Annotated in this window: 17 protein-coding genes; 5 read left to right on the top strand and 12 right to left on the bottom strand. The window is 65.3% G+C overall.

Annotated elements, in window-relative coordinates; all coding sequences use genetic code 11:
- Positions 1–105 precede the first annotated feature (105 nt).
- From DYI42_RS12100 to DYI42_RS12080, 5 genes are all read right to left on the bottom strand, one after another.
- Positions 106–1,632, bottom strand: a complete 1,527-nt coding sequence (locus tag DYI42_RS12100) for an AAA family ATPase (protein WP_213546197.1) — start codon at positions 1,630–1,632, stop codon at positions 106–108.
- Between the two features lie 135 nt (positions 1,633–1,767).
- Positions 1,768–2,406, bottom strand: a complete 639-nt coding sequence (locus DYI42_RS12095; RefSeq protein ID WP_213546196.1) for an acyl-homoserine-lactone synthase — start codon at positions 2,404–2,406, stop codon at positions 1,768–1,770.
- A 117-nt stretch (positions 2,407–2,523) separates the two neighbouring features.
- Entirely contained in the window at positions 2,524–3,240 is a 717-nt protein-coding gene (locus tag DYI42_RS12090; RefSeq protein WP_213546195.1) for a helix-turn-helix transcriptional regulator, read from the bottom strand.
- 416 nt (positions 3,241–3,656) lie between these two features.
- Positions 3,657–4,946: a crotonyl-CoA carboxylase/reductase gene (ccrA, locus tag DYI42_RS12085; protein ID WP_213546194.1), complete on the bottom strand. Its 1,290-nt coding sequence runs from the start codon at positions 4,944–4,946 to the stop codon at positions 3,657–3,659.
- Between the two features lie 109 nt (positions 4,947–5,055).
- On the bottom strand, positions 5,056–6,510 hold the full coding sequence (locus DYI42_RS12080; protein WP_213546193.1) for a 1-acyl-sn-glycerol-3-phosphate acyltransferase: 1,455 nt from the start codon (positions 6,508–6,510) through the stop codon (positions 5,056–5,058).
- 188 nt (positions 6,511–6,698) lie between these two features.
- Between DYI42_RS12080 and DYI42_RS12075 the strand changes: the two genes are divergently transcribed.
- From DYI42_RS12075 to DYI42_RS12060, 4 genes are read left to right on the top strand one after another with little or no spacing between them, the layout of a single operon-like run.
- On the top strand, positions 6,699–8,678 hold the full coding sequence (locus DYI42_RS12075; RefSeq protein WP_213546192.1) for a protein meaA: 1,980 nt from the start codon (positions 6,699–6,701) through the stop codon (positions 8,676–8,678).
- Positions 8,679–8,719: 41 nt separating this feature from the next.
- Positions 8,720–9,199 carry an H-NS histone family protein gene (locus DYI42_RS12070; protein WP_342344652.1) on the top strand — a complete coding sequence of 160 codons (480 nt, stop codon included), beginning with the start codon at positions 8,720–8,722 and terminating at the stop codon, positions 9,197–9,199.
- Positions 9,200–9,259: 60 nt separating this feature from the next.
- Positions 9,260–9,967 (top strand): purine-nucleoside phosphorylase, encoded by a 708-nt coding sequence (gene deoD / locus DYI42_RS12065; RefSeq protein WP_213546191.1) that lies wholly within the window; start codon positions 9,260–9,262, stop codon positions 9,965–9,967.
- A 12-nt stretch (positions 9,968–9,979) separates the two neighbouring features.
- Positions 9,980–10,963: an aldo/keto reductase gene (locus tag DYI42_RS12060; protein ID WP_213546190.1), complete on the top strand. Its 984-nt coding sequence runs from the start codon at positions 9,980–9,982 to the stop codon at positions 10,961–10,963.
- Between the two features lie 47 nt (positions 10,964–11,010).
- On the opposite strand, the gene DYI42_RS12055 is transcribed toward DYI42_RS12060, so the two are convergent.
- A complete protein-coding gene (locus DYI42_RS12055; RefSeq protein WP_213546189.1) occupies positions 11,011–11,898 on the bottom strand; it encodes an urea carboxylase-associated family protein in 888 nt (295 codons plus the stop codon).
- Positions 11,899–12,105: 207 nt separating this feature from the next.
- Here DYI42_RS12055 and DYI42_RS12050 point away from each other — a divergent pair, with 207 nt between their 5' ends.
- Entirely contained in the window at positions 12,106–12,630 is a 525-nt protein-coding gene (locus DYI42_RS12050; RefSeq protein WP_213546188.1) for a hypothetical protein, read from the top strand.
- A gap of 9 nt (positions 12,631–12,639) precedes the next feature.
- Here DYI42_RS12050 and DYI42_RS12045 read toward each other — a convergent pair whose 3' ends face one another.
- The 6 genes from DYI42_RS12045 to sdhA all read right to left on the bottom strand — a co-directional run bounded on the left by DYI42_RS12045 (position 12,640) and on the right by sdhA (position 17,987).
- A complete protein-coding gene (locus tag DYI42_RS12045; protein ID WP_213546187.1) occupies positions 12,640–13,290 on the bottom strand; it encodes a hypothetical protein in 651 nt (216 codons plus the stop codon).
- A gap of 173 nt (positions 13,291–13,463) precedes the next feature.
- The gene (locus tag DYI42_RS12040) at positions 13,464–14,243 is read right to left on the bottom strand and encodes a succinate dehydrogenase iron-sulfur subunit (protein WP_213546186.1); all 780 of its coding nucleotides are present in this window, start codon (positions 14,241–14,243) and stop codon (positions 13,464–13,466) included.
- An 11-nt stretch (positions 14,244–14,254) separates the two neighbouring features.
- Positions 14,255–14,572 carry a succinate dehydrogenase gene (locus tag DYI42_RS12035; protein ID WP_213546185.1) on the bottom strand — a complete coding sequence of 106 codons (318 nt, stop codon included), beginning with the start codon at positions 14,570–14,572 and terminating at the stop codon, positions 14,255–14,257.
- A complete protein-coding gene (locus tag DYI42_RS12030) occupies positions 14,569–15,384 on the bottom strand; it encodes a sulfotransferase domain-containing protein (RefSeq protein ID WP_213546184.1) in 816 nt (271 codons plus the stop codon). The genes DYI42_RS12035 and DYI42_RS12030 overlap by 4 nt, the downstream gene beginning before the upstream one ends.
- Complete coding sequence (locus DYI42_RS12025; protein WP_213546183.1) at positions 15,384–16,139, bottom strand: hypothetical protein; 756 nt, start codon at positions 16,137–16,139, stop codon at positions 15,384–15,386. The genes DYI42_RS12030 and DYI42_RS12025 overlap by 1 nt, the downstream gene beginning before the upstream one ends.
- A 42-nt stretch (positions 16,140–16,181) precedes the next feature.
- The gene (gene sdhA / locus DYI42_RS12020) at positions 16,182–17,987 is read right to left on the bottom strand and encodes a succinate dehydrogenase flavoprotein subunit (protein ID WP_213546182.1); all 1,806 of its coding nucleotides are present in this window, start codon (positions 17,985–17,987) and stop codon (positions 16,182–16,184) included.
- Positions 17,988–18,020: the final 33 nt, after the last annotated feature.

Here is an 18,020-nt window from a genome sequence, read left to right as displayed (position 1 = left end):
GGGTATTGAGGGCGATGTGCGTGTTTCGCCGTCATCCTCGGGCTCGACCCGAGGATCTCCTGGCCGCCGGGAGATCCTCGGGTCGAGCCCGAGGATGACGGTGCTCTACTCTTCCGCTTCCAGCGTGAGCGGGGCGACCGGGGCTTCCAGATCGGCGGTGGTGAGCGGCTCGGTGGGACGGGCGAGGCGGTTGCGGGTGCACCACAGCAGCCGCTCCTCGGCGCGGGTGATCGCCACATAGGCGAGGCGTTTCCACAGCGGCTGACCGGCCTCCTCCCGGCCCATCCGGGCGGCGACGAAGAGATCGGGGGCGAAGACCTGCACGGTGGGCCACTGGCTACCTTGCGCCTTGTGGATCGTCACCGCCGCGCCGTGCAGGAAGGTGGCGCCCATGCGGGCGGCATAGGGGATGAAGGGCTCTTCCTCGTCGGGCAGCTCGATCTTGACGATCGAGGCCGCCGAGACCTGCGGCTGCTCGGCGCCGATGACGTGCAGTTTGGAGAAGCCCGCCTTCTTGCCCGGCCCAAGGTAGACCACCTGCGCCCCCTTGATGAGGCCGCGCGCCTCCAGATCGAGCCGCTTCTTGCGGTGCTTCATCGGCAGCTCGATGCCGTCGCAGATCAGCGGCTCGCCGGGCAGCAGCGCATCGGGCGGGGCGTGGTAAGCGGCGCGGAAGGCGTGGATGAGGCGGATGCGGGTGTTGTTGCGCCAGACCAGCACCGGAGAGCGGGCCATCAGCGCGGCTTCGACCCGTTCGGACACCACCACCCGGTCATCCGCGCGGGCCTTTTCATACACCATCTGCTCGAAGCTCTGGAAATCCAGCGCCGGGTCGGCCAGCGCGTGGGCGAGGTCGAGGATGGGGTTGTCATCGGCCTGGCGGTGGATGCGGTGCAGCTCGAGGCGGCGCTTCTCTGGGAGGCGGTCGAACACCATGTTGCCCGATTGCTTGACAGGGGCGAGCTGGGCCGGGTCGCCGAAGAGCACCAGCGCCTGGAAGATTTCGCGCAGGTCTTCGTATTGGTCATCCGACAGCATGGAAGATTCGTCGATGAAGCCGATATCCAGCGGCTCCTCGCGGCGCTTCCAGCCGGTGATGAAATCGCTCCCGCGCAGCCCGGCGGAGGCCAGCGCGGCGGGGATGGATTTGTGCACTTCGTAGACCGCTTGGGCGCGGTCGAGCGCGGCTTCGGTCAGGCCCTCCATCGGCTCGGGGCGCTCGCCCTGCCCGGCCAGCCACTCGGCGATCTTCTCGTATTCCGGGTCATACACGGGCGTGTAGAGGATGCGGTGGATGGTGGTGGCGGCCACCCCCCTGCCCCGCAGCACCGAGGCGGCCTTGTTCGTGGGGGCGAGGATGGCGAGCGTGCGGCGATCCTTGCGCGGCTTGCCCTCCCAATCGCCGGAAATCACATCCACCCCGGCCTCGGCGAGCGCATCGGCTAGACGGGCGAGCAGCAGGGTCTTGCCCGAGCCCGCCTTGCCCATCACCGCCGTCACGCTGCCCTTGCCCTCGGCCATTGGCGTTGTCGTCTCGTTGTCGAGATCGACACCGTGGCGACGCAGCACATCGGCCAGCGTGTCCCAGGCCTGGGCCTGGTCGTCGGAGAAGGTCAAAGCGGGGAGGTTCATGGGGCGGAGAGTATAGCCTTTCGGGTTCACATTGAATCGCTTATTCGCTGCCTCTCCCTACGGTCGAACGCGATAAGCGATACTGGGATTCTCGATCAGAACCCGAAAGGCTTTAGATGCTCCGCCCCCGGGCCGCTAGGCCGAAACCGCTTCGCGCACATCGGAAACCCGGCCGAAGGCCCGGTCGAACCAGTGGCGCGAGAGCGCGGGGCTGAGGCCCGCCTTTCGGGCCATGGCCAAGCGGGTGCGCTCGGACATTTCCCACAAGCCGACCGAGACGGCATCGCGCCCCGTGCCGGAGGTGCCCAGCACCGTGGGGGCCCAGCCTAGGCGGCCATAGATTCGCACCATGCGGGCATCGAAGACGCCCACCGCGTCGCTGAGGTGAAAGCCCTGCCCCAGTTCCGCGCCGCCCAGCATCAGCCCGGCGGCGACCCGGCCCTCGGCCTCGGGCGCGAGGCAAAAGCGGGTGCACTCCCAGATCAGCGGGTGCGAAATGGTGACGCCATCGGTGAGATGGGTGAAGTGGTCGTTCACCATGCAGGGCGCGGTGGTGGGCAGAAAGCGCATGGAGCCGCCGTGGCTGCCGTCTGCCCGCTGCCAGATGACATAAAGCGGGTTCATCGCGTCGTATTCGTCGCGTTCTTCGCCGCGGTCATCAACCGTGACGTCCCAACCCAGCCGCTCGTGGAACTGCCGGGCGCGATCGCGGAACATGGTGTCCCGCAGTTTCGGATATTGAAAAAGCTCTTCGCCGTAGATGTAGCGCAACATGGTAACTCCCTCCGTCTTCGTTGCTTTGAACGGGAAACACGTTAGGGAGTTATCGTTAAGATTGTTAATTCTAAGTTTGCGGCACCTTAAGGTTGCATCAACCTTTTGCCAATCTGCTCAGAAAACCAGCCGCCCTTGTGCCAGTGCGAGGGCCACGGCGTGCGTGGTGTTCATCGCGCCGAGCTTGTAGCGCGCGCCCTCGATGTAAACGCGCAGGGTGTGCTCGGAGATTTCCAGGCTTTCGGCGGCCTGTGCCCGGCTGTAGCCCAGCGCCAGAAGGGTGAGCGCGTCGCGTTCGCGCGGCGAGAGCGCGCGCGTGGGCGATTTGGCAGAATCGCCGTTCTCGATTTCAAGCGCTTTCTGGTTGAGGTAGTGGGCGGCCAGGATCAGGTCGCGGGTGTGGGCCTCGGTGAAGCGGGTCCACTTGGCGTCTGTTGCATTGTGCGAAACGGTGAAGAGCGCGAACTGGCCGGAGGGGCCACGAATGGGCACGGTGTAGCCCTGGTTTCCCACGCCGGCGTCCTGCGCCTCTCCCATGAAGTCGCGGCTGACCTTGCCCGACCAGTCGAGCCGTCGCCAGTCCACTGGGTGGAAGCGCTGGTAACACCCGACCACGACAGGGTCGATCCGCTCGTATTCCTCGGAGACATAACGCCCGACCCAGGCATCGGAATAGGTGAGCGCGGCGTATTGGCCGCCGGTGGCGTTCACCGAATGATAGACGACATGCTCCACATCGTAGAGCTCGCGCAGGCCGAATACGCTCGCCTGAACATCGTCAAGCGTGCTCGCCTGTTGCAAGCCTTCGATAAACTGTTCCAGCACAGCTGCCATCGCCGTCCGCCGAAGCGTCTCCCCTGAACGATGCAGGTACGCAGCCGGTTTCCCGTCGCGCGACTTCGATCGTCTCCAGCAGCCTGCCCTCCAGCTCGGTCAGCCCATTTCGATATGCGTATGCGCGCACATCCGCCAAGACGTCGAGTACCCACTCGTGTTTCATAGGTAGCCTCAATCCTAAAGGTTAACGATGTATTAACACAACCCTAGCATGTGGCGGCGCGCCGATAAATTCGCGGATTGGCAGTCCCCCGAAATGGGGAGACCTCACGAATAGCAGCTATTTCTTTGCCTTGTTCACTAACCTGCCTGAGAAAGCGAAACGGGCGCTCCGAAAAGGAGCGCCCGACATTCAATTTTAAATTGCAAATCCGCTGCGCGGAAGACGCGCGCGGCGGGGCGTGGAGCCGCCGTCAGCCGCGGGCTTCGAGCGCGTCTTCGAGCGTGCGCAGACCGGTCTTGGGGGCCTGCACCAGCACCGCCATGTTGCCCGGCTTGTGCTCGTTCTTCAGCATCTTCATGTGCGCCGCCGGGATCTCTTCCCAGGGGAAGACTTCGGACATGCAGGGGTCGAGCCGACGATCCACCATCAGGCGGTTGGCAGAGGCGGCCTGCTTGAGGTTGGCGAAGTGCGAGCCCTGAAGGCGCTTCTGGTGCATCCACATGTAGCGAACGTCGAAGGTGGTGTTGAAACCGGAGGTGCCCGCGCAGATCACCACGATGCCGCCCTTCTTCACCACCAGCGTCGACACCGGGAAGGTCGCTTCGCCGGGGTGCTCGAAGACCATGTCGACAGACACGCCCTTGCCGGTGATGTCCCAGATCGCCTTGCCGAACTTGCGGGCCTCCTTCAGCCACTCGTTATACTCGGGGCTGTTCACCGTGGGGAGCTGGCCCCAGCAGTTGAAGTCTTTCCGGTTGATGACGCCCTTTGCGCCCTGATCCAGCACGAATTGGCGCTTGCTCTCATCCGAGATCACCCCGATGGCATTGGCGCCCGCCGTGTTGGCCAGCTGGATCGCGTAGGAGCCGAGGCCGCCCGACGCACCCCAGACCAGCACGTTCTGGCCCGGCTTCAGCTCGTGCGGGTGGTGGCCGAAGAGCATGCGGTAGGCGGTGGCCAGCGTGAGCGTGTAGCAGGCGCTCTCTTCCCAGGTCAGGTGCTTGGGGCGCGGCATGAGCTGCTGGGCCTGCACCCGGGTGAACTGGGCAAAGGAGCCGTCGCCTGTCTCATAGCCCCAGATCCGCTGGGTGGGCGAGAACATCGGGTCTCCGCCGTTGCACTCTTCGTCGTCGCCGTCGTCCTGGTTGCAGTGGATCACGACCTCGTCGCCGACCTTCCAGCGCTTCACCTTGTCGCCCACGGCCCAGACGATGCCCGAGGCATCGGAGCCGGCAATGTGATAATCTTGCTTGTGAACGTCAAAGGGGCTGATCGGCTGGCCGAGACCGGCCCAGACGCCGTTGTAGTTGACCCCTGCGGCCATCACGAGCACCAGCACCTCGTGGCTGTCGATTTCCCAGGTGTCCACCACCTCTTTCTGAAACGAGACATCGGGCTCGCCGTGGCGCTCGCGGCGGATCGCCCAGGCGTACATCTTGGGCGGCACGTAGCCCATCGGGGGCATTTCGCCGATCTCGTAGAGGTCTTTCTCCTCGGCCTCGTATGCGGCCTGCGGGGCTTCAGTGGTGTCCAGAGCCATGGGCTTCTCTCCTCAGGTCGTTCTGCGGCGCAGAATCGCGCCGTGCTCTCCCGGGGTTCTACGAACGCTCGCGCAAGATTGCAATACGACTGACGTCGGATTTGTAATTTTATGTCTCGCCCGATTCAGTTTCGGCGCTCGAAAGGGCAGCGCCCTTCGCAGCTGCATCATCCGCAGGCATGAGCCGGGGGTGCGGCGTGGTTGCAGTTGCAGCATCCGCAAGCTGTGCCATTTGCGGGGCGATGGAGGCTGCGTAGAAGGCAAAGAGCGGGCCCTCCTGCGGGGCCGCGGCAATGCCGCTTTCGGTTTCCACGAGCAGGTTTCGGTCCCGCAGGATTCGCAGGGCGTTCTCCAGTGCGTAGGCCGGATTGGCGCGGGGCACGTGCAGCACGACGCCGGCGGCCTCCAGCTGGCGGATGCGGGTGTTCCAGCAGCGCTCCAACGCGGCGCGGGGGAGCGGCCCATCGGCCCCGGTCAGCAATGTGGCCAGCAATGGCACCGGCAGTACCGGCATCACCACCTCGATCCGACGCATGAGTTCGGCCCCGAGCGCCTCGGTATCGCCCGGAAAGCTGGACAACGACAGCGGATCCCCGAAGCTGACGGCCGCGTAGCCAAGATGATGTGACATGCCGCGCAGCCGCAGCACCAGGCGCCGCACCAGCCAGCGGAAGACGACGCGAATGCGGGTGGGAAAGCCGCCGCCTCCCTGCGCGGCGATGAGCACCCTGTCTTCCAGCACCCGGTCGTAGTTGAGCGCAGTTGGGACAAAGACCACCTCGGTGTCATCCCGCGCGGCCTCGGTGATGTAGGCCAGCAGCCCCAGCTTGGGCGCGCCCGGCGCGCCGGTGAGCGAGAGCCGCCCCTCGGGGAACATCGCCTGCGCCACATGGGCCCGCGTGGCCACGGACACATAGGTGGCAAGCACCGTGCGATAGAGCTCACCACGGGATTTGCGGCGGATGAAGTAGGCCCCCATGGCCCGGATCAGCGAGCGCAACGGCCAGACCCGCGCCCATTCGCCCACCGCGTAGGAGAGCGTGGTGCGCTGGGCCACGAGATAGGTGACAAGCACGTAATCCATGTTGGAGCGGTGGTTCATCACGTAGACAACCGTGGCGTCCTCCGGGATCGCCGCCAGCTTCGCCTCATCCAGCCGCGCCAGACGCACGCGGAACAGCGAGGTGGCCAGCCATTTGGCGACGCGGATGGCAAAGCCGAAGTAGGCGAAGGCCGAGAATCCGGGCACGATTTCGCGGGCGTAGCGGCGGGCCTGCTCGAAGGCGACCTCTTCGGGGATGCCCTCGGCCTCGGCATGGGCGGTGACGGCGGCGAGCACCTCAGCCGCGTAGATCACCCGCTGGATGGTGTCGCGCCGCCGGGCCAGCTTGAAGGGTTCGATGGGCCGGGCGAGGCGGGTGTTCAGCCGCGCTACCGCCCTCTCCAGCCGTCGCCGGAAGAACCAGCGGACGGAAGGAAAGAGGAAGTGGGAGGCGAAGGTGACGCCGGCAAACAGCAGGATCAGCAGGAAGAGCCAGAGCGGGAGCGAGACCGTTTGCGTCATGGGGGGAGAGTTACAGGTGGCGCGGCCCGGGTAAATCCCCGGCAGAGCGCGCCGGATGTGCCCCGATTGCGGGCAATTGCAACCGCCCTGCCCTCGCCGCGATGCAGCGAATTGACATTGGCATAATCTTTCGCCAGAAACGCGCAGAACGGAATAATCTTGCTCAACCGATTCATCGGAGGCCCATCATGTCGCAAGCGCAGAATAATGCCCCCCAAGCCGACCGCCCCTGGCTGTTCCGGACCTATGCCGGGCACTCCACGGCCAGCGCCTCCAACGCGCTCTACCGGGCCAACCTCGCCAAGGGGCAGACCGGCCTTTCGGTGGCCTTCGACCTGCCGACGCAGACCGGCTACGACAGTGATGACCCCCGCGCGCGGGGCGAAGTGGGCAAGGTGGGCGTGCCGGTGGCGCATCTGGGCGACATGCGGGCGCTGTTTGCCGATATTCCGCTGGAGCAGATGAACACCTCGATGACGATCAACGCCACCGCGCCGTGGCTGCTGGCGCTCTACATCGCCGTGGCCGAGGAGCAGGGCGCGGATGTGAGCAAGCTGCAAGGGACGGTGCAGAACGACATCATCAAGGAATACCTGAGCCGCGGCACATATGTCTGCCCGCCGAAACCGAGCCTCAAGCTCATCACCGACGTGGCCGCCTATTGCTACCGGAACGTGCCGAAGTGGAACCCGATGAACGTGTGTTCCTACCACCTGCAAGAGGCCGGGGCGACGCCGGAGCAGGAACTGGCCTTTGCGCTGGCCACGGCGATTGCCGTGCTGGACGCGCTGAAAGGGCAGGTGCCGGAAGAGGACTTTCCGACGCTGGTCGGGCGGATCTCGTTCTTCGTGAACGCGGGCATCCGGTTTGTCACCGAGATGTGCAAGATGCGCGCCTTCGTGGACCTCTGGGATGAGATCTGCCGCGAGCGCTACGGCGTGGAAGACCCGAAGATGCGGCGCTTCCGCTATGGCGTGCAGGTGAACTCTCTGGGGCTGACGGAGCAGCAGCCGGAAAACAACGTTTACCGTATTCTCATCGAGATGCTGGCGGTGACGCTGAGCAAGAAGGCGCGGGCCCGCGCGGTGCAGCTTCCGGCATGGAACGAGGCACTCGGCCTGCCCCGCCCATGGGATCAGCAATGGTCGCTCCGGATGCAGCAGATCATGGCCTTCGAGACCGACCTGCTGGAATACGGCGACCTCTTTGACGGCAACCCGGCGGTGGACGCCAAGGTGGAGGCGTTGAAAGAGGGCGCGCGGGCCGAGCTGGCGCAGCTCGATGGCATGGGCGGCGCGATTGCGGCGATCGACTACATGAAATCGCGGCTGGTGGAGAGCAACGCCGAGCGGCTGGGCCGGGTCGAAACCGGCGAAACCGTGGTGGTGGGCGTGAACCGCTGGGCCGAGGGCGAGCCTTCGCCGCTGATGGGCGAGGATGGCGGCATCATGACGGTGGACCCGGCCGTGGAGGCTGACCAGATTGCGCGGCTCCAGGCCTGGCGCGAGGCGCGGGATAGCGACGCCGTGACCAAGGCGCTGGAGGCGCTGCGCGCGGCGGCGCGGGCGGGCGACAACGTGATGGAGCCTTCGATTGCCGCGGCCAAGGCGGGCGCGACCACGGGCGAATGGGCGGGCGCGATGCGGGCCGTCTTCGGCGAGTATCGCGGCCCCACCGGCGTGGCGCGCTCCCCCTCCAACCGCACCGAGGGGCTCGACGAGATCCGCGAGGCGGTTGATCTGGTGTCGGACAGGCTGGGGCGGCGGCTCAAGTTCCTCGTCGGCAAACCGGGGCTCGACGGGCATTCCAACGGCGCCGAGCAGATCGCCTGCCGCGCGCGGGATTGCGGGATGGACATTGCCTATGAGGGCATTCGCCTGACGCCGGAAGAGATCGTGGCCGCAGCGCAGGAGCAGGAGGCCCATGTGATCGGCCTGTCGATCCTTTCGGGCAGCCATTTGCCGCTCATTACCGAAACGCTGGAGAGAATGCGCGAGGCGGGGCTATCGCATATCCCGCTGATCGTCGGCGGGATCATTCCGGAAGAAGATGCCAAAGCCTTGAAAGATATGGGCGTTTCTCAGGTCTATACGCCAAAGGATTTCGAGCTGAACCGGATCATGATGGATATCGTCGCGCTGGCCGAACCACGCGAAGCCGCAGCTTGAGATCGCGGCACTGCATCCATTAACCGGAATTCCGGGGCGAAATGGGCTCCGGAATTCTGGCCCTTTCCATTCTTATTATCTCCGCTTATGGTAAGCCCATGCGGGCTGCCTGTATTTTTGGCACTACTCAACTTTCCCGCGCAACCACTCACAGTTGGACCGGAACAGAAAAGAAGGGTTTCGTAATGGCCGTAAGCCTCAAGGGAATGAGCCGCAAAGAGCTGGAAAAGCTTAAGGCGGATGTGGAAAAGGCATTGGCGAAGGCTGCCGAAGAAGACAAGAAAGCCGCCAAAGCCGCTGCCGAAAAGGCCGCTTTGGCCCATGGCTTCAGCCTTGACGAATTGACGGGCGGGGCGTCGAAACGCGGCCGCAAGGGCGCAAAGGCCTCTGGCCCCAAAGGCGCGCCGAAATACGCCAATCCAGAAGACAAGAGCCAGACCTGGACAGGGCGCGGGCGCCAACCGGCCTGGATTAAGTCGGGCCTCGCGGCCGGAAAGTCGCTTGAGGATTTCGCCATCTGAGCCATCTTCTGTGCGGGGGCGGCCCAGAATGCCGCCCCATGACAGAAAGAGGGACAGCGCATGACAGTGCATATCGGCGCGGAGCCGGGCGAGATCGCGGAGGTGGTCTTGCTGCCGGGCGATCCGTATCGCGCCCGCTGGGCGGCAGAGACCTTCCTTGAAAAACCCAAGTGCATCAACGAGGTGCGCGGGATGCTCGGCTTCACCGGCACATGGCGCGGCCATGCGGTGACGATCCAGGGCAGCGGCATGGGGATGCCTTCGCTCTCGATCTACGTGAACGAGTTGATCCGCGACTATGGCGCCAAGACGCTCATCCGCATCGGCTCCTGCGGGGCAATGCAGGAGGCGGTGGCGGTGCGTGACGTGGTGCTGGCGATGACCGCGAGCACCCTGTCGACGCCATCGCGCGGAATCTTCCGCGAATTGAACTTTGCCCCCTGCGCCGACTGGTCACTTCTGCGGGCGGCGTCTGCCGCTGCTGAAGCGCGAGAGGTGAAAACCCATGTGGGCGGCATCTATTCTTCGGATGTGTTCTACGACGAGCGCCCCGATTTGAATCAGCAAATGGAGCGGCACGGAATTCTCGCCGTCGAAATGGAGGCCGCCGAGCTTTATACCCTCGCCGCCCGCTACGGTTGCAGGGCGCTTGCCGTGCTCACCGTTTCCGATCATCTGAAAACCCATGAAGCCCTTCCCAGCGAAGAGCGCGAAAAGAGCTTTGGCGATATGGTCGAAATCGCTCTGGAAGCGGCATTCACCGAATAGAGGACGTACCATATGAAAAAGCGCAAACTTGGGGCAAATGGCCCGGAGGTTTCTGCGATCGGGCTGGGCTGTATGTCATTTGCCGGGTTCTTCGGTGAAACCGATCTGGAAACCTCTGTGGCCTGCCTCGATACTGCCTGGGCGGCGGGAATTGATTTTCTGGATACCGCGAACATCTACGGCATGGGCCGGTCGGAAAGTGCGATTGGTGAATGGCTGAAGGGCAGTGAGGCAAAGCCGGTGATTGCCACCAAGGCCTCCATCGTGCCCAAGCCCCAGCGGCACTACCGCAACGACGAGGGCCACCTGCGCAGCGAGCTGGAGAAGAGCCTTGAGCGGCTGGGGGTGGATCGCGTGGGGCTGTTCTATGCCCACCGGCGCGAGCAGGAGCGCCCCGTGGAGGAGCTGGCCGAGACCATGGCGAAGTTCATGGAAGAGGGGCTGATCGGCGGTTACGGCCTGAGCGAGGTGGCCCCCTCCACCATCCGCCGCGCCCACGCTGTGGCGCCGGTGATGGCGGTGCAGAACGAATATTCGCTCTGGTCGCGCCAGCCCGAGTTGGGGGTGATCCAGACATGCGCCGAACTGGGCGTGGCCTTCGTGCCGTTCAGCCCGCTGGCGCGCGGTGAGCTGACCGACGCGCCGCACGATCCGGCGGGGATGGCCGACACCGATTTTCGCAAGGCCAACCCGCGCTGGCAGGCGCCGAACCACGCCTACAACCAGCAAGCGCTGGAGCGTTTCCGCGCCTATGCCAAGGAGCGGGGCATGCCCACCTCGAAGCTGGCCATGGCCTGGGTGCTGGGCAAGGGCGACCACCTGATCCCGATCCCCGGCACCCGCACCGGCGCACATTTGCAGGATTGGGTTGATGCGGCAGACGTCGAGCTCACCGCCGAGGATTACGCCGAGATCGAAGCGATCCTGCCGGTGGGCTTTGCCCATGGCGACCGCTACTCCGACACCCAGACCATCGGCGTGGAGCGCTATTGCTGATGAGCTGCGCCATGAATGCGCACCCTACGCGGCTGTAGGCTGCGCGTTTACGGCGCAGCGATCCCGTGGCTGCCGTCGTATCCGTTGACGGGCGGGCTCTCCCAGCCCTCCAGCGCGGCGGGGGGCGGCGCGAAGACCTCGCAGAGCAGCGGGTGGCACTGGGCCACGTCAGAGCTGTGCTCGGCCCCGCAGTCGCCGCCCGGGCAGGCGGAGAGGCCGGCGAGAAGGTCGATCTCGGCGAAGAGCTCGACGTAATCGCCTTGCCGCGCAGGCGTGGCCTTCATGAAATACTGGCCGGTGTCGGCGGTGAAGCCGGTGCACATGAAGACGTTGAGCACGTCATGCACCAGTGGTTCGGCCTCGGCGGCGCTTTGCCCCGTCCAGCCCGCGAAGGCGCGGGTGAGGTTGGAGTGGCAGCAACGCTGATAGTCGCCGCCTGAAAGCAGGTGGTGGGTGTAGGGATCGCAGCGGGTGCCGATCACGTCATGCACCCGGCCCCCGAATCCGTCCACGCCATACCAGCCAAGGCTGTCGGCCGTCATCGTGGCCATCGGGCGGAGCGTGGGGAAGCCGGACCACATCCTGTCCCCCACCCCGAGGTGGGTGCCATGGAGCGCGCGGGTCTTGCCGGAGTAGAAGCGCTCTGACGGGTCGGCGAGGTTCCAGAGGTTCAAGTCGCCCACCTGCGGGCCTTCGGGGCAGGAAATCCGCAGGAACTGCCCGGCCCGCACCGGAACGCAACCGCCCTCGCGCGGCGGCACCACCACCTCGCCGGTCTTGCGGGCCTGCGCCCTGGCCGCGGCGTAGAGCGCAAGATCGGGCGGCGGCAGGCTCTCGGTCGGATAGCAGATGACGGGTGCCACCGCGCGGGCGGCCTCTGCGTGCTCGGGGGCGTCATCGGGCAGCGGCGCGCTGCCGGGGGCGGGTGTGATCATGGGGCGCTCAGGGAATTGTGACTGCTCGCCCCGAGTGTAAGCGATGGCCCGCGACCAGCGAAAGGGCAGGCACGCGAACAGGCGCACAATCGGCGGGCGTTTACGTAATTTCAACGTAACGGAGGGATGACAGAGTGGAAGACAGCAGTTTAGGGTGGGGTCGAGCACGTAAGACCCAACTCCCGAATGGCAGTCAACGGAGGTACAATGCTTCTGCCCGCACTTGGTTCCGTCCTCTCCGCAATTTTCTTCACGGGGGCCGTCGAGGCGCCGATTGAAGGCCAGGCCGAGGTGATCCCGGCCTATGCCACGGCCAAGCTCATCAGCCCCGAGCCACGATCAGGCGATCTGAAGCGCGGGTTTCTCAACGCGCTGAACAAGCAATACCCCACCAACAATTGCCCCTCCGGCTTCCGCTCCAACCTTCGCAAGTTTCCCGAGGTCGAAATCTGCGTCACCTACAGCGAGTTTCGCGGGGCCTGCAAACGGCTGCGGGAAGATGCCTTTTCCTGCCACATGGCCTTCACCATCGGTGTTGCCTCGCCCACGCACCCCGGCGTGCTGGGCAAGCTGAAGAAGACCAGCACCGAGATCGAGCGCGAAGACCTGATCTTCACCCACGACTGGCGCGGCTGGCGCTGGCAGGCGGAAGGGGACGCAGTGGATGCACTGGTGCCCGCCGAGTTCCGGGGCCGAATGCCGTTTTCCCGCGAGGAGGCGATGCGGCACTGACCTGCCCACTCAGGGCTGTCGCTGGCAGACCAAGCGGTGCGGCGGCGCGTCAATGTTTTGCGAGACCGTCGGCGGGATCTCGTCCCAGCGCATGTGCCGATAGCTCCAGACCCGGGTAACATCATCTCGCTGCGACAGCGCGTGGACCTCGAAGTTGAACTCGCGCCTCGGGTGGCGCAGGCTCCACGAAAAGCTGTTTCGCATGAAGGCACGTGTGCCATGCTTGGCCGCTTCGGCACACATCGCCCGGCGGCTTGTTAGCTCTCCTGCAACGACCATCGCCAAAGTGCCCGCAAGCAGCGCGACGCCCAATGCCCAAACGGGGCGGGCACCGCGCCATTTGAGAAAGAGCCAACCACCAACGCCAGCGAAGAGAAAGCCACCGAGCGCCGATGGTGCCAGTTCGGCGGCGAGCGCCGGGGCCTGCAGGATTCGGCCGATGAGAAGGAGCGCAGAGGGAGGGAGGGCGGCACCGGCAAGCGCGAGCAGGGGGCTGCCGGCCAATGTGCCTGCCAGCAAGGCAAAGCCCGAGAGTTGAACGGCGATGCGCCCCGCCTCGCCCCGCGCGCCTTGGTGGCGGAATCCGGCGCAAAGCCATAGCCAACCGGCGGCTCCGGCGAGCCATGCCACAACGGCACAGGCAAGGAGCCAGAGACTCACGGCGCGTTAGGCGAAAGGCGCAACCATCAGCGTTTCGGGAGTGGCGCGGGCCTTGCCCTGACCACACCCCACGGCGCTGACGGCAAGGCGCATCACACCACCCGCTCGACCATCATCTTCTTGATCACGGGGATGCATCGCATCACCGCAAGCGCCTGAGCGGAGCACCACCGTCAAACGACGCGTTCGACCATCATCTTCTTGATATGCGCGATGGCCTTGGCCGGGTTCAGGCCCTTGGGGCAGGTCTTGGCGCAGTTCATGATGGTGTGGCAGCGGTAAAGCTTGAAGGGGTCTTCAAGGTCGTCCAGCCGCTCGCCGGTGGCCTCGTCGCGGCTGTCGATGATCCAGCGGTAGGCGTGGAGCAGCGCGGCGGGGCCGAGGTAGCGGTCGGAGTTCCACCAGTAGCTCGGGCAGGCGGTGGAGCAGGAGGCGCACATCACGCATTCATAGAGGCCGTCGAGCTTCTTGCGGTCTTCGATAGACTGCTTCCACTCCTTCTCGGGCCGCTGCGTCTTGGTTTCCAGCCAGGGCATGATCGAGGCGTGCTGGGCGTAGAAATGGGTGAGATCGGGGATGAGATCCTTCACCACGGGCATGTGCGGCAGCGGGTAGATCTTCACGTCGCCATTGATCTCGTCCATGCCGTAGATGCAGGCCAGCGTGTTGATGCCGTCGATGTTCATCGCGCAGGAACCGCAGATGCCCTCGCGGCAGGAGCGGCGGAAGGTAAGCGTGGGGTCGATCTCGTTCTTGATCTTGATCAGCGCGTCCAGAACCATCGGGCCGCATTGGTCCATGTCGATGAAATAGGTATCGACCGCCGGGTTTTTGCCCGAGTCCGGATCGTAGCGGTAGATCTGGAACTTCCGCACATTGGTCGCCCCTTCGGGCTTCGGCCAGGTCTTGCCGGTGGTGATGCGGGAGTTCTTGGGCAGTGTCAGCTGGACCATGGGTCAGGCTCCTATCCGTTCAGGATCAGCGGGAGACCTTCCCGCGTGATACAATTGATAGCTTCGGGGCGTTGGGCGGTGGCCACAACGATTTCGGTCGAGCGCGGCGAGATGCCGGTGGCGGCCTCCTGCGCCAGCGTCGAGATTTCGCCCGCGCTCATGTTGTCGATCAGGCATTCGGTGACCAGATCGGGCGGCACGCCGGGCAGCTTTTCCTGCACGATGGGGCGCACCACGCTCTTTGCCGCCTCCCGCGCGACGATGTCCACGGGGTTGGCGTCGCAGGCGGCGAGGGCGAGCAACAGGAGGGGAATGGCGCGGCGGATCATGGGTGGGCCCTTTCATGCGGCTCGGCAGGAGCCGGAGCCTGAAGCCGCGCAAGCCAGCTGTCGTCAGCCTCGTAGCCCAGCGCGGCAAGGTCGGCCCCGTAGCGCTCAGCGTAAACCTCGGCCACGGCGGGCGGCAACTCGCTTTGCCACCGCTTGAGCGCCCCTTCGCTTGCGACATGGCCCATGAGGTGGCGGGGGCGGTCATCGATCTTGGCCATGCCGCCGAAGAGCGACTGCTCCCAGAACAGCCGCCTGGCCGTTTCCAGCTCTTCGCCCTCCAGCCCGAGGTGGGCCATGGCGGCGCCGAAGAGGGAGCAGTCGGTGTCTTCCATCATGTCTTCGTATTTCAGCTCGAAGATGCGCGGATCGCCCCAGGGCCAGGCGCGCATTTCCTCCACCGTTTCGCGGTGCTTGCCCTCCATCTCGAAGAGCAGCTTGGCCTCGTCGCCCTCAATCGCGTTGAGGTGCTTCTGGTAGCTCTGCCCGCGCAGATCATCGCGTGGCTCGTGCAGCCATTTCTCGCCTTCCCTGGCGGCGAAGTGGTGGTAGACGCAGCCCGAGAGCAGGATGTCGCGCGGGTCACGGATGATGTGCACGAAGGCCACGTCATCGCGCGCCCAGAGCTCCTGCGGGAAGTAGCCCGCCCAGTTGACGAGAAAGGCGCGGCCCTCCTCGGGCACCTTCCGCATCGCCTCGTCGCGCCAGATGCCGTGCCAGTCCAGCCCGAAGGCGCGGCCCATGGCCTGGATCGTCCGCCGCGTCCAGACGGTGCCGGACTTGTGGTGGGTGGCAAAGCACATGAGGCGGGCCATCAGCGGGCGGCCTCCACCGGTTGGCCCCGGCCCTGCACCTTGAGCGCGTAGGTCCAGATTTCCTCGGCCACATGCGGCGGGTTCTGGCGGGTAAAGCCGCGAAAGATGGTTTCCTCGAAGCGCACCTCGCCCAGCCAACCGGCGGCGCGAGGCAGGCAGACGGGGGTGATGCCCCGCTCGAAGCACCAGCGGGCCAGGCGCACGTCGACGAATTTCTGGCTGCCGGCCATGTAGCTGTGCAGCGGAAAATCCTCACCGCGCATCACCGCCGCATTGGTGGCGATCTGGTCAACCACGGTGGGCTTTTCCAGCGCCTCGTAGAAGCGGAAGGGCTTGCGATAATCGGCGATGTTGACCGGCTTGTAGCGCAGGTATTTCAGCAGCGCCTTGGGCGCGAGGCTGAACTGCGGCTCGTAGTAGAGCGAGCCATGGTAGCCACCGAGAAACTTGCCGGGGCCCAGCGCCTCCATCGCGGCGATGGAGTTGGCCACGAAATCGGGCGGGTAGATCATGTCGTCGTCGATCATGAAGACCCAGTCCGCCCCGGTCACATCGGGGTAGAACTTGCCCACGTCCTTCTGGTCTTCATCGGGGATGATCTGGGCGATCTTCTCCTCGCCGGCAAAGGCCTCCAGCGGGGCGTCATACTGGTTGAGCACGATGTTCAACCGGTTGACCTGCGGCAGGATGGCCGCGACCACATCGGCGAGGTTGCTCTCGCGCGGTGGATAGGTGGCGAGGTTGGCGACGATCATGCCGCCCACCGGAATATGGTGCCCTGCCCTGTCACCGATGCCTCAGTAAACCCGCGCCTTCGGCGCGATCTTCTTGAGGTCGATGCCGCCGTCTTCCTGCTTGGAGAGCGGATCGAGGTGCACCGGGCGGTAGCTGAGGCTCACCTCGTTGCCCTCCACCGTGGCGAGGGAGTGTTTGCGCCACTCGTCGTCGTTCCGGTCGGGGTAATCCTCGTGGGCGTGCGCCCCGCGGCTTTCCTTGCGGGCCTCGGCGCCGACGATGGTGGCGAGTGCATTGGGCATGAGGTTGGTCAGCTCCAGCGTTTCCATCAGGTCGGAGTTCCAGATGAGGGAGCGGTCGGTCACCTTGATGTCGTCCATCTTGGCGGCCACGGCCTTCATCTTTTCCACGCCTTCGGCCAGCGTCTTGTCGGTGCGGAACACCGCCGCGTCGGCCTGCATGGTGCGCTGCATCTCGTCGCGCAGCTCGGCGGTGGAGATCGAGCCATCGGCGTGGCGCAGCTTGTCGAAACGGCTCAAAGCGGCCTCGACGGAGGCAGTGTTGAGGTCGGGGTTGGCGCTGGCCGGGTCCACCACCTTTGCGGCGCGGATCGCGGCGGCGCGGCCGAAGACCACGAGGTCGATCAGCGAGTTGGAGCCGAGGCGGTTGGCGCCGTGCACCGAGGCACAGCCCGCTTCGCCCACGGCCATGAGGCCGGGCGCGATGGCATCGGGGTCATCCGCCGTGGGGTTCAGCACTTCGCCCCAGTAGTTCGTGGGGATGCCGCCCATGTTGTAGTGCACGGTCGGCAGCACCGGGATGGGCTCTTTCGTCAGGTCCACCCCGGCGAAGATGCGGGCGCTCTCGGAGATGCCCGGCAGGCGCTCCGCTAGGGTTTCGGGCGGCAGGTGGTTGAGGTGGAGGAAGATGTGATCTTTCTCCTTGCCCACGCCCCTGCCCTCGCGGATTTCCATGGTCATGCAGCGGCTGACCACGTCGCGGCTAGCCAAGTCCTTGTAGGTCGGCGCGTAGCGCTCCATGAAGCGCTCGCCCTCGGAGTTGGTCAGGTAGCCGCCCTCGCCGCGCGCGCCCTCGGTGATGAGGCAGCCGGAGCCGTAGATGCCGGTAGGGTGGAACTGGACGAATTCCATGTCTTGCAGCGGCAGCCCCGCGCGGGCCGCCATGCCGCCGCCGTCGCCGGTGCAGGTGTGGGCGGAGGTGGCGGAGAAGTAGGCGCGGCCATAGCCGCCAGTCGCCAGCACCACCATCTTGGCGCGGAAGACGTGGATCGTGCCGTCATCCAGCTTCCAGCAGACCACGCCCTGGCAAGCGCCGTCTTCGCCCATGATCAGGTCGATGGCGAAATACTCGATGTAGAACTCGGCGTTGTGCTTCAGGCTCTGGCCGTACAGCGTGTGCAGGATGGCGTGGCCGGTGCGGTCGGCGGCGGCGCAGGTGCGCTGCACGGGCGGGCCCTCGCCAAACTCGGTGGTGTGGCCGCCGAAGGGGCGCTGGTAGATCTTGCCTTCCTCGGTGCGCGAGAAGGGCACGCCGTAGTGCTCAAGCTCGTAGACGGCTTTGGGGGCCTCGCGGGCGAGGTATTCCATCGCGTCGGTGTCGCCGAGCCAGTCAGAGCCCTTCACGGTGTCATACATGTGCCACTGCCAGTGGTCGGGGCCCATGTTGGAGAGCGAGGCCGCGATGCCGCCCTGCGCCGCCACGGTGTGGGAGCGGGTCGGGAAGACCTTGGTGACACAAGCGGTTTTCAGCCCCTGCTCGGCCATCCCGAGGGTGGCCCGCAGGCCGGAGCCGCCCGCGCCCACAACCACCACGTCATAGGTGTGCGTCTCGTATTCGTAAGCTGCCATCGTTTTCGTCCTTGCGGTTCTCGTGGGCGCTTT

Source organism: Vannielia litorea (assembly GCF_018424695.1).
In the GTDB taxonomy this organism is placed as follows: domain Bacteria; phylum Pseudomonadota; class Alphaproteobacteria; order Rhodobacterales; family Rhodobacteraceae; genus Vannielia; species Vannielia litorea_A.
This window is presented reverse-complemented; position numbering and strand designations above follow the sequence as displayed.

What these genes read in the sequence shown, in the direction of transcription:
- DYI42_RS12040 (WP_213546186.1), bottom strand. Translation starts at nt 14,243, where the DNA reads ATGGTCCAGCTGACACTGCCCAAGAACTCCCGCATCACCACCGGCAAG.
- DYI42_RS12035 (WP_213546185.1), bottom strand. Translation starts at nt 14,572, where the DNA reads ATGATCCGCCGCGCCATTCCCCTCCTGTTGCTCGCCCTCGCCGCCTGC.
- DYI42_RS12100 (WP_213546197.1), bottom strand. Translation starts at nt 1,632, where the DNA reads ATGAACCTCCCCGCTTTGACCTTCTCCGACGACCAGGCCCAGGCCTGG.
- DYI42_RS12095 (WP_213546196.1), bottom strand. Translation starts at nt 2,406, where the DNA reads ATGTTGCGCTACATCTACGGCGAAGAGCTTTTTCAATATCCGAAACTG.
- DYI42_RS12090 (WP_213546195.1), bottom strand. Translation starts at nt 3,240, where the DNA reads ATGGCAGCTGTGCTGGAACAGTTTATCGAAGGCTTGCAACAGGCGAGC.
- DYI42_RS12050 (WP_213546188.1), top strand. Translation starts at nt 12,106, where the DNA reads ATGCTTCTGCCCGCACTTGGTTCCGTCCTCTCCGCAATTTTCTTCACG.
- deoD (WP_213546191.1), top strand. Translation starts at nt 9,260, where the DNA reads ATGACAGTGCATATCGGCGCGGAGCCGGGCGAGATCGCGGAGGTGGTC.
- DYI42_RS12070 (WP_342344652.1), top strand. Translation starts at nt 8,720, where the DNA reads ATGGGCTCCGGAATTCTGGCCCTTTCCATTCTTATTATCTCCGCTTAT.
- DYI42_RS12025 (WP_213546183.1), bottom strand. Translation starts at nt 16,139, where the DNA reads ATGATCGTCGCCAACCTCGCCACCTATCCACCGCGCGAGAGCAACCTC.
- ccrA (WP_213546194.1), bottom strand. Translation starts at nt 4,946, where the DNA reads ATGGCTCTGGACACCACTGAAGCCCCGCAGGCCGCATACGAGGCCGAG.
- DYI42_RS12030 (WP_213546184.1), bottom strand. Translation starts at nt 15,384, where the DNA reads ATGGCCCGCCTCATGTGCTTTGCCACCCACCACAAGTCCGGCACCGTC.
- DYI42_RS12075 (WP_213546192.1), top strand. Translation starts at nt 6,699, where the DNA reads ATGTCGCAAGCGCAGAATAATGCCCCCCAAGCCGACCGCCCCTGGCTG.
- DYI42_RS12060 (WP_213546190.1), top strand. Translation starts at nt 9,980, where the DNA reads ATGAAAAAGCGCAAACTTGGGGCAAATGGCCCGGAGGTTTCTGCGATC.
- DYI42_RS12055 (WP_213546189.1), bottom strand. Translation starts at nt 11,898, where the DNA reads ATGATCACACCCGCCCCCGGCAGCGCGCCGCTGCCCGATGACGCCCCC.
- DYI42_RS12080 (WP_213546193.1), bottom strand. Translation starts at nt 6,510, where the DNA reads ATGACGCAAACGGTCTCGCTCCCGCTCTGGCTCTTCCTGCTGATCCTG.
- sdhA (WP_213546182.1), bottom strand. Translation starts at nt 17,987, where the DNA reads ATGGCAGCTTACGAATACGAGACGCACACCTATGACGTGGTGGTTGTG.